The following is an 8,775-nucleotide window of genomic DNA, read 5'->3' as shown; positions in this document are numbered from 1 at the left end:
GGTGCGGTAGGGTGAATCCGCAGTGCGCAAGGGGGACTGTTTTATGTTATACTACAGTCCTTGCTGGAATTATTAATCGTCGCTTTAGAGACACATGTATCGCCAACATTCGTTCTGTTCATTTTGCGGTCACCCCTTTGCCGAACATCAGTCATGGCCACGATTGTGTGCCAACTGTGGAAGCACAACCTATCGCAACCCCTTGCCGGTTGTGTTGTTGTTGCAACCGGTTGATGATGGCCTGCTCCTGATCCGACGCGCTGCCTATCCACGGCGTGGGCAATTAGCACTGCCGGGTGGGTTTATTGAGATGGGTGAGCGCTGGCAGGATGCGGCTGCGCGTGAACTGCATGAAGAAGCCGGCGTAGAGGTCGATCCGGCATTGATCGGTGATTTTGCGGTACGCAGCACCTCTGACGGCTATTTGCTGGTATTTGGCCTAGGGCCACAGTTGCGGAGTGAGGATTTGCCCCGCTTTCTGCCGAACAGTGAAGCTGCGGAACGGGTGATTGTCACTGCACCGATTGAGCTGGCCTTCCCGCTGCATACCGAGATGGTTGCGCGCTTCTTTACGCAGCTCCGGCAGTGGCGCCCACTGACCTGATCCCTATCGCAAACCGAATTCATACAAACGCTGCTGGTCGGCAAGCAGGGTTGTCGTCGCTTCATCGGCGACAATCTGTCCATCTGCCATGACAATCGCACGTGGTGCGAGATCGGCTGCCAGGGCAAGGTCATGCGTGGCGATGATCATCGTTTGGGGAAGGGTGTGGAGAAGGTCGATCAGGTCGCGGCGGGCACGAGGATCAAGCCCGGCGGACGGTTCATCGAGGGCGAGGATGGCTGGTCGCATCGCCAGCACCGTCGCGAGCGCTACCCGCTTCCGTTGACCGAGACTGAGACGATGGGGTGGGCGCTGCTCGACCCCCTGCATGCCAACTGCCGCCAGCGCCTGGTGTACTCGTTGGGTGACCTCTGCCGGCGGTAGCCCCATATACTGCGGCCCAAATGCGACATCATCACCGACGGTTGCCGAGAAGAGCTGGTCATCGGGGTTTTGAAAGACCAGCCCGACCATTGCCCGTACCTGACGCACCGTCTGTTGTGTCACCGGTATCCCGTTGACGACCACGGTTCCGCGTTCTGGATGAAGTGTTCCGTTGAGGTGGAGGAGTAGCGTGCTTTTGCCGGCACCGTTGACGCCGAGCAGAGCAACTTTTTCGCCTGCGGCGACGGTCAGGCTGATCCCACGCAGGGCCGGTGTGTGATCGGGGTAGCGATACCAGAGCTGGGTGAGTTCAATCATGGGTCAGGTGTAGGCAATGATAAGAATGCTGACGAACATCACGAATCCACTCCCGAGGAGCGCATACTCGCTCTTCCGGAGTGGGGGATGCGTGGTCCGCAGGGGATGACCGGTGTAGCCACGGGCCAGCATTGCCGCGTAGACCCGTTCACTGCGCTCGTAGGCACGGATCACGAGGGTAGCAATCATCTGGCCGGTCATTCGTGCCCGCCAGCGGAGGGTCTGACCGTACCGGTGACCAGGAATACTGGCGGAGCGGCTATCGCGTGCTCGCAGCATACGGATCGCTTCCTCGTGCATGATGAACAGATAGCGGTACGTCATGTCCAGGATAGCCAGCAGAATCGGCGGCAACCGGAGCGCAGCACCGGCCTGGACAACCTCGCTGACATGCGTGGTTGCCATCAGCGCCAGCATTGCCTGCACGGACAGCCAGGCTTTGATGAGGACGGTGGCAGCGGCAGCAATGCCACCGTCGGTGGCGATGATGGCCTGTTGCCCGACCGTGATGCGCACCAATGGTGTACCGGGTTGTGACACCACGAGGGTGAGCGCGGTCAGGACAAATGGCACGGCAATCAGCGACCGGCGCCAGATCGTCCATACGCCGACCCGGCACCACCAGAGTGTTCCCCACAGGACACCGGCTGCCAGGAGCAATGCATCCCACGCTGCCACCGGAATCCACGCCATCATGAGCACGAATCCGAAGGCTAGCCCGGTCTTGACCCGTCCGTCTCCAGCGGTATACCCTGCCTGCATAGGGGTCGTTACGAGCGTGATGATGTGGCGAAGGATGACCGCCATGCCCCACACGATGCCGACCGTGACGATACCCCCGATCAGACCGGCGACGATTGTCGAGAGGGGGGTCTCGCCGAGCACTGGGATGGTATAGTCAGGCAGAATCTGGTATGGTGCGCCGAGCGCACGATCAAGGAACCCGACATCTTCGGCAACCCGCTCAAGCCCATCCGGGTCGGGAGAGGCAAGCGGTGCAAGCACGGCAAGGAGCGCAGCGATGAACACGCCTGCCGTGAGCAACCGGGTGCGCATCGGGGTTGGCGTATCACCTGGTTGTAGGATGTCCAGCCGAGCCGTGACCAGGGCGAGCAACGCAGCCGCCGTCAATACTCCTTCGCCAATCCCAATCAGCGCATGGACGCCGAGCATCGCTGGAAAGACGATTCCTGCCGGCAGATCAGAGAGCACGAGTTGCGCAGAGGTAAGGACGGCGGCGACCATCACCGACAACCAACCGGTAGCGGTAGCAACCAGGGCAATACGCAGCCGAGTGGTGGTGAAGACCTGGTCCTGAACCAGCAGGGGGCGGGCGATCCAGCCACCAAGTGCGGCGGTGGCAATTCCCATGTTGAAGATATTGGACCCCATGGCCACGATACCGCCATCTTGAAACACAATGGCCTGAAGGGCAATCACACACGCCATAACGACCATACCGGCCCATGGTCCCAGGATGATAGCAGCAAGCACACCCCCCAGGAGGTGACCGGATGTCCCACCGACGATGGGGAAATTCAGCATCTGTGCGGCGAAGATAGCCGCGGCCAGGACACTCATCAGAGGAACAGTGCGTTCGGCAACCGATTGTTGCACGGCGCGGAGGGCAAGGCCGATCATGATAACCGTTGGTACCCACCAGAGCAGGGCAACAGGTGCGTGCAGAAACCCGTCAGGAATGTGCAGTGCGAGAATCCAGTGGTCGAGAAGTGATTGCCACCACATGGTGAAACCCTCTATGCTAGCCAGGATTGTTGCTGTACCTGTTCCATTATAAACCAAATCAACGATACGGCACCTTCTGGTGATGCCGGTGCATTATAAACAGACGGAACGACTGGTAATGATTGAACGCGCCCATCCAGCACCCCCGTGACCAGGATGGGGAACGGTGTACCACACGCCGGATCGTGAGCACGGCCGGCGCGGCAGCATGGCTGCCGCACTCCACACCGTGCGACACGTGCATGACGAGCGGGTACGGCAACCCATCAGGCACGGGCTGGCACGGCTGAAGCAGCGCACTACCACCGGGTCAGTTGCCCACAACAGCATACATTGCAATCATACCCGTGCCCCCTTCCCTACTCCCCACTCGCCCGATGAGAGCTATGGCTGGGGGGTAAAGTGCAGAGCATGACGCCGGCATAAGGTGCTGATTGGATGGTGGGGCACGCTGTTGCTGTGCCTGGATTTGATATAATGAGGGTAGTATGAGCGGATATTTTACGATCCCAACTCGCTTTCGGCTGACCCCGGCCCAACGTGAGCAACTGAACTGGTTGCTCCGGGAGCGGGATATTGAGCTTGATGATCTGATTACCGAACTGGTAACTGACTACCTTGCCGGTCAACCATTGCCGCCCGCTTCACCACCGGTTGATCGCCAGTCAACCATTCGCGAACAGTTGCGTTTGCGGCGCAGTCAATTACGTATGCTACGCGCCCAACTCCACGATCCCCACAACCCACCGCCGGACTGGCTACGGGCCATGGTGTCCGAATTAGAGGAAGAGATCGACCGGCTGGAACTTGAATTGCAGCGGGAAGAGTGAGTATGCCCCGTCAGCGCCTCGATCAGGTACTGGTTAATCGCGGACTGGCTGAAACACGGGCACGGGCGCAGGCGTTGATCATGGCTGGCCAGGTGTTGGTGAATGGTCAGGTACAGACCAAGGCCGGGACGCTGATCGCTGACGATGCCAGGGTTGAGGTGCGTACCGGCTTGCCGTATGTCAGTCGTGGTGGTTATAAACTGGCCCATGCCCTTGATCAATTTGCGCTTGATCCGACAGGCGTAACCGCGCTGGATGTCGGTGCCTCAACCGGTGGTTTTACCGATGTCTTATTGCAACGGGGGGCTGGGCGCGTCTTCGCGGTTGATGTTGGATACGGCATTCTCGATCAACGTTTACGGAATGATCCGCGAGTCGTGGCGCTTGAACGAACGAACATTCGCCATCTGACGGCGCTGCCGGCCAATACGTTGGCCGACTGTGCCGTGATCGATGTGAGCTTCATCTCGTTGCGCCTGGTTCTGCCGGCAGTGCAGCGACTCGTGACCCCGACAGCCTGGATCATTGCACTGATTAAGCCGCAATTTGAAGCAGGGCCAAAACACGTCGGCAAAGGTGGCGTGGTACGCGATCCCGCAGTACATGCTCAGGTCATTCGCGATATTCTCAGCTTCGCACGCGACTGTGGTCTCAATCCGGCTGCTCTGACCCGCTCTCCGATTACCGGCCCTGCCGGCAATGTTGAATTCCTTGCCCTCTTTCACCCGGCCCGCCCCACACTTGATAGCGAACGAGCAATCGCCTCAGTAGTACACACGCATTGATATGGCTGTATAGAGCCAGTGTGCCTGGCGGTCATTGCCCGGTAAAACCTCTTGCCAACCTTCTGCCCAGCTTTCTTCACCCGGTTTTTACGCTGAGTGAATGAATCACAACGAGCAGACAGAAACAAAAATGTTACATTTAAGGCATACATTGACACTTCAAGCAATAGTGCAGGTTGACTATGCAAGAGGTTGCTACGGAAGCTCGGATTGGGCCAAATTCGATCATTCAGACCGTTGCAGCGGCGCGTGCTCAGTACGGTGAAGAGACGGTTGCAGATTGGCTGCGGCGAACAGGGCGTGGGCATCTGCTGGATGCAATGCCCGATCATATGCTACCTGAGAGCGAATTTGGTGACCTGATTGCTGATCTGCGTTTCTGGTTAGGGATGTCGGCAGCGGCAGATGTGCTCGCGCAATCTGGTGACTTGACTGCACAGTATGTGGCGACGCACCGCGTACCGGTACCGATTCGCTGGTTGCTCCCTCGTTTGCCGGTTGGACTCGCCCTGCGCATCTTTTTGCCCGCTATTGCTCGTCATGCCTGGACATTTGCCGGGAGTGGACGGTTCGGCTACACGTTGCAGCCTGTATGGCGTTTGACCCTGGCCGATAGTGTTGAAGCCCGTGGGATACGTGCTACCGAACCAGTGTGTGCCTACTATCGGGCTGCGTTCGAGGGCTTACTGCGCAGGGTGGTCTGTGATCGGTTGCGGGTACACGAGGTAGCGTGCCGGGCGATGGGAGCGAGCCGGTGTGAGTTTGCCGTGGAGTTGAGCAGATGATCTGCTGCTCATCATTGTTTTGCATATCAGTGTAGTTCAGACTCGGTCGTCAAAAGGAAGAGAGGTCTCGCATGCGGATCATGATGATCCAGCCGAATTACCACGCTGGTGGAGCAGAGATTGCCGGCAACTGGCCACCGAGCTGGGTGGCGTACATTGGCGGGGCATTACGGGCAGCAGGTTTTGATAACCTGCGCTTTGTTGATGCCATGACCGAAGACCTGCCTGATGAAAAGCTGCGTCTTATCTTGCGCCACAATCGTCCTGATGTTGTCATGGCGACGGCGATCACGCCGATGATCTACAAAGCCCAGGAGACGCTCAAGATTGCTCGTGAAGAACTACCAAATGCCCGGCTGATCCTTGGTGGTATCCATCCGACCTTCATGTATGGTCAGGTTCTAACTGAGGCCCCCTGGATCGACTATATCGTGCGTGGCGAAGGTGAAGAGATTATTGTCGAGTTGATGCAGGCCATCGCCTATGGCAGCGATCAGCGTGACCGGATGAAGATTCGCGGGATTGCCTACCTTGAAGATGGCAAAGTCGTGGCGACGCCGGCCCGCGATCCGATTGCTGACCTCGACAAACTGACACCGGACTGGAGCCTCTACGACTGGAAGCGTTACATCTACGTGCCGTTGAATGTGCGCGTGGCCGTACCCAACTTCGCGCGTGGATGTCCGTTCACATGCCGCTTCTGTTCACAGTGGAAATTCTGGCGCCGTTACCGGGCGCGCAGCCCACAGAAGTTTGTTGATGAAATCGAGACACTGGTACGTGATTACAACGTTGGCTTCTTCATTCTGGCTGATGAAGAACCGACAATCAACCGCAAAAAATTCACTGCCCTCTGTGAAGAATTGATACGGCGTCAGGTACGAGTCTACTGGGGCATCAACACGCGGGTGACCGACATTTTGCGCGATGAAGCGCAGTTACCGCTCTGGCGTGCGGCGGGATTAGTGCATATTTCGCTCGGTACCGAGGCGGCTGCCCAGATGAATCTCGACCGCTTCCGCAAACAGACGACCATTGAACAGAATAAACGGGCTATCGAACTGATTAAGAAGCACGGCATGGTGGCTGAAGCCCAGTTCATCATGGGTATGGAGAACGAGACGCCGGAGACCATCGAGGAGACCTACCGCTATGTCCTCGACTGGAAGCCGGATATGGCAAACTGGAACATGTACACCCCATGGCCATTTGCAGAACTATTTGAAGAACTGGGCGACCGGGTTGAGGTGCGTGATTACGCTAAATACAACTTCGTGACCCCGATCATGAAGCCTGATTTGATGGATCGGGAAGAGGTATTGAAAGGCGTCCTCCGCAACTATGCACGCTTCTACATGCGTAAAGCGTTTCTCGAATATCCGTTTATCAAAGACCCCTTCAAGCGCCGCTACATGCTGGGTTGTTTGCGCGCCTTTATGAAGACGACAGTCACCCGCCGCTTCTACGACCTGGGTCGTGTGCACGTGCGTGGCACACAGCTTGAGATTGATCTGGGCTTCGACGAGTCACGTGTGTTGACGCCAGAGCAGATCGCTGCGCTGAAAGAGCAGAAAGTATTGCATGCCGATACCACCTTTGGTGGCGCAGCACCCGGCATCGATCCAGAGGAGATCAAGATTCAAGCGGAAAACCCACTCAACTTACCACTTGAGGCGGCAAGTGTCAATCCCGGTAGCGAATCCGAGACTCGCTCAGCTTGAAGGTCAATTGCCTGCACCGGTACGCTGTCAGGAGAACAACGACAGCGTACCGGTTTTTATCACCATCCGCCAAACAGAGTATAGCCCAGCACCACGACCAGCCCCATGCGCACGATGCGGGCAAGAAACACCGTAATGACAAATGTCCAAACCGGCACCCCAACTGCACCGGCAATAATGCCTGCCACATCGAAAAAGGGATTGGGAGGGGCAGAGAGAACGAACAGCACCAGTGGAGCACGCCATGGGTGTTGCATCTGGCGATGAACCCAATCGTAGAACGAGGTGCGCTCCATCGCTTTGCGCCCACTGCGTCCGGCATAAAAAGCCACCAGCTCACCCAAGACCGATCCGGCAGCCGCAGCGATTGCAACACCGTAGGGATTAAACGCCTGTCCCAGGCGAATCAGCAATGGGTAATACGGTACCGGCACCACAATCGACGCATTCGCAATTCCGGCAGAAAGAAACGCCCCAACATAACCGAGGGCGCCTAACCGTTCAACCAGATCGGGAGGGAGAAGGATAAAGACCAGAACATTGGCAACGGCGATAGTGATACCTACCACTGCTGGCCAGAGCCAGACCCGCCATAATGGCAATGATGTTTCAGCAGACATATCTCCTCGTTGTGTTTATAGCTTAAAGCAAACGTAGTCGTTTCAACCAGCGCAATGGATAGCCAAAACTTCTCACTTCGGTCAGATTACCGCTGAGAAGATAAGTCCTGGCCAGTGCGAGCTGATCAACCTGATGACGGGCAGCCAGGAGTTCTTCCTGATCGTTCAGGCTCATCACAGCCAGGGCCTGTCGCCAGACATCATTACGCCAGTTACGGATCAGACGAGCGGTACACCACTCATCGAATGGCCCACAAACCGCATCAAGAAGCTGGAGCGTTGCTGAGTAGGGAGCAATAACTTCATCCTGCACCGATCAATAGTTTGTTCGATGACACGATTAACGGCTAGATAATCAGCATGGCGTTGGTGCTGTTGTTCCACAGAGAGCAATGGCCATTCCTGGTGTAGCAGATCGTCTAATACCAGTACCAGATCGCAATTGATATGGGCATTCACACCGAGCAGCAAATGTTGCGCAACAGATGCATTCTGCCGCTTGGCGAAGGTGAATGTGTACTGCCAGACAGCCGGCCCACCCTGGTCGCGTTCCCAGGCTGCGAGAGCGGTAAAATAATAATCGGCAAAGCTGCCGATTAAATGAGCGACCCAATCGGGATCGAAGAAGTCGTGACGCGCTACTGCGGAGAGCATGTTTTCAGTCATCCGCTGATAACAGGCAAGAAAGATAGAACGCCGGTCGCCGATTGTCGTCCACTGCTCGACCAGAGTTGTCATTCGTTGCGTCAGCACAAAAACAGTCCTTTCGGGATTGGTCTGGGGAGCGTTCTTCATTTTCCCGTTAACAGTGTACCACGTAAATATCGTGGTGAAATGCAGGAATATCTTCAACTCCCGGATTACTCTTATACCTCATTCTGACGGGATAAAGCTTGTTGTGCTGTGTCCGCTTGACAAAACCGGCAGGACTTGCTATACTCTCACCCGTCAATCGCTCCGGCGATGACACGGAGGACGGCCC

Annotated in this window: 8 protein-coding genes and 1 pseudogene; 5 read left to right on the top strand and 4 right to left on the bottom strand. The window is 56.8% G+C overall.

Annotated elements, in window-relative coordinates; translation table 11 throughout:
* Window positions 1–94 precede the first annotated feature (94 nt).
* The gene (locus VAE57_RS16120; RefSeq protein ID WP_322822881.1) at window positions 95–604 is read left to right on the top strand and encodes an NUDIX domain-containing protein; all 510 of its coding nucleotides are present in this window, start codon (window positions 95–97) and stop codon (window positions 602–604) included.
* Between the two features lie 3 nt (window positions 605–607).
* Here VAE57_RS16120 and VAE57_RS16115 read toward each other — a convergent pair whose 3' ends face one another.
* Complete coding sequence (locus tag VAE57_RS16115) at window positions 608–1,306, bottom strand: ABC transporter ATP-binding protein (RefSeq protein WP_322822880.1); 699 nt, start codon at window positions 1,304–1,306, stop codon at window positions 608–610.
* Window positions 1,307–1,309: 3 nt separating this feature from the next.
* Complete coding sequence (cbiQ, locus tag VAE57_RS16110) at window positions 1,310–3,052, bottom strand: cobalt ECF transporter T component CbiQ (RefSeq protein ID WP_322822879.1); 1,743 nt, start codon at window positions 3,050–3,052, stop codon at window positions 1,310–1,312.
* A 488-nt stretch (window positions 3,053–3,540) separates the two neighbouring features.
* Here cbiQ and VAE57_RS16105 point away from each other — a divergent pair, with 488 nt between their 5' ends.
* The 4 genes from VAE57_RS16105 (at window position 3,541) to bchE (ending at window position 7,173) form a co-directional block, all read left to right on the top strand.
* Window positions 3,541–3,882 (top strand): hypothetical protein, encoded by a 342-nt coding sequence (locus tag VAE57_RS16105; protein WP_322822878.1) that lies wholly within the window; start codon window positions 3,541–3,543, stop codon window positions 3,880–3,882.
* A 2-nt stretch (window positions 3,883–3,884) separates the two neighbouring features.
* The gene (locus tag VAE57_RS16100; RefSeq protein WP_322822877.1) at window positions 3,885–4,667 is read left to right on the top strand and encodes a TlyA family RNA methyltransferase; all 783 of its coding nucleotides are present in this window, start codon (window positions 3,885–3,887) and stop codon (window positions 4,665–4,667) included.
* A gap of 182 nt (window positions 4,668–4,849) precedes the next feature.
* Complete coding sequence (gene bchJ / locus VAE57_RS16095; RefSeq protein ID WP_322822876.1) at window positions 4,850–5,452, top strand: bacteriochlorophyll 4-vinyl reductase; 603 nt, start codon at window positions 4,850–4,852, stop codon at window positions 5,450–5,452.
* A 71-nt stretch (window positions 5,453–5,523) separates the two neighbouring features.
* On the top strand, window positions 5,524–7,173 hold the full coding sequence (gene bchE, locus VAE57_RS16090; protein WP_322822875.1) for a magnesium-protoporphyrin IX monomethyl ester anaerobic oxidative cyclase: 1,650 nt from the start codon (window positions 5,524–5,526) through the stop codon (window positions 7,171–7,173).
* A gap of 59 nt (window positions 7,174–7,232) precedes the next feature.
* Here the strand turns inward: bchE and VAE57_RS16085 are convergent, their stop codons facing one another.
* Both VAE57_RS16085 and VAE57_RS16080 read right to left on the bottom strand, forming a co-directional pair.
* Window positions 7,233–7,793 (bottom strand): VTT domain-containing protein, encoded by a 561-nt coding sequence (locus tag VAE57_RS16085; protein ID WP_322822874.1) that lies wholly within the window; start codon window positions 7,791–7,793, stop codon window positions 7,233–7,235.
* A gap of 22 nt (window positions 7,794–7,815) precedes the next feature.
* Window positions 7,816–8,531 (bottom strand): annotated as a pseudogene (locus VAE57_RS16080) (DUF5995 family protein).
* Between the last annotated feature and the right edge of the window lie 244 nt (window positions 8,532–8,775).

This window comes from Chloroflexus sp. (genome assembly GCF_034434295.1).
GTDB lineage: Bacteria > Chloroflexota > Chloroflexia > Chloroflexales > Chloroflexaceae > Chloroflexus.
Note: the sequence above shows the minus strand (reverse complement) of the source record. Positions and strands in the feature narration are given on the sequence as shown.

What these genes read in the sequence shown, in the direction of transcription:
- bchE (WP_322822875.1), top strand. Translation starts at nt 5,524, where the DNA reads ATGCGGATCATGATGATCCAGCCGAATTACCACGCTGGTGGAGCAGAG.
- VAE57_RS16085 (WP_322822874.1), bottom strand. Translation starts at nt 7,793, where the DNA reads ATGTCTGCTGAAACATCATTGCCATTATGGCGGGTCTGGCTCTGGCCA.
- bchJ (WP_322822876.1), top strand. Translation starts at nt 4,850, where the DNA reads ATGCAAGAGGTTGCTACGGAAGCTCGGATTGGGCCAAATTCGATCATT.
- VAE57_RS16105 (WP_322822878.1), top strand. Translation starts at nt 3,541, where the DNA reads ATGAGCGGATATTTTACGATCCCAACTCGCTTTCGGCTGACCCCGGCC.
- VAE57_RS16100 (WP_322822877.1), top strand. Translation starts at nt 3,885, where the DNA reads ATGCCCCGTCAGCGCCTCGATCAGGTACTGGTTAATCGCGGACTGGCT.
- cbiQ (WP_322822879.1), bottom strand. Translation starts at nt 3,052, where the DNA reads ATGTGGTGGCAATCACTTCTCGACCACTGGATTCTCGCACTGCACATT.
- VAE57_RS16120 (WP_322822881.1), top strand. Translation starts at nt 95, where the DNA reads ATGTATCGCCAACATTCGTTCTGTTCATTTTGCGGTCACCCCTTTGCC.
- VAE57_RS16115 (WP_322822880.1), bottom strand. Translation starts at nt 1,306, where the DNA reads ATGATTGAACTCACCCAGCTCTGGTATCGCTACCCCGATCACACACCG.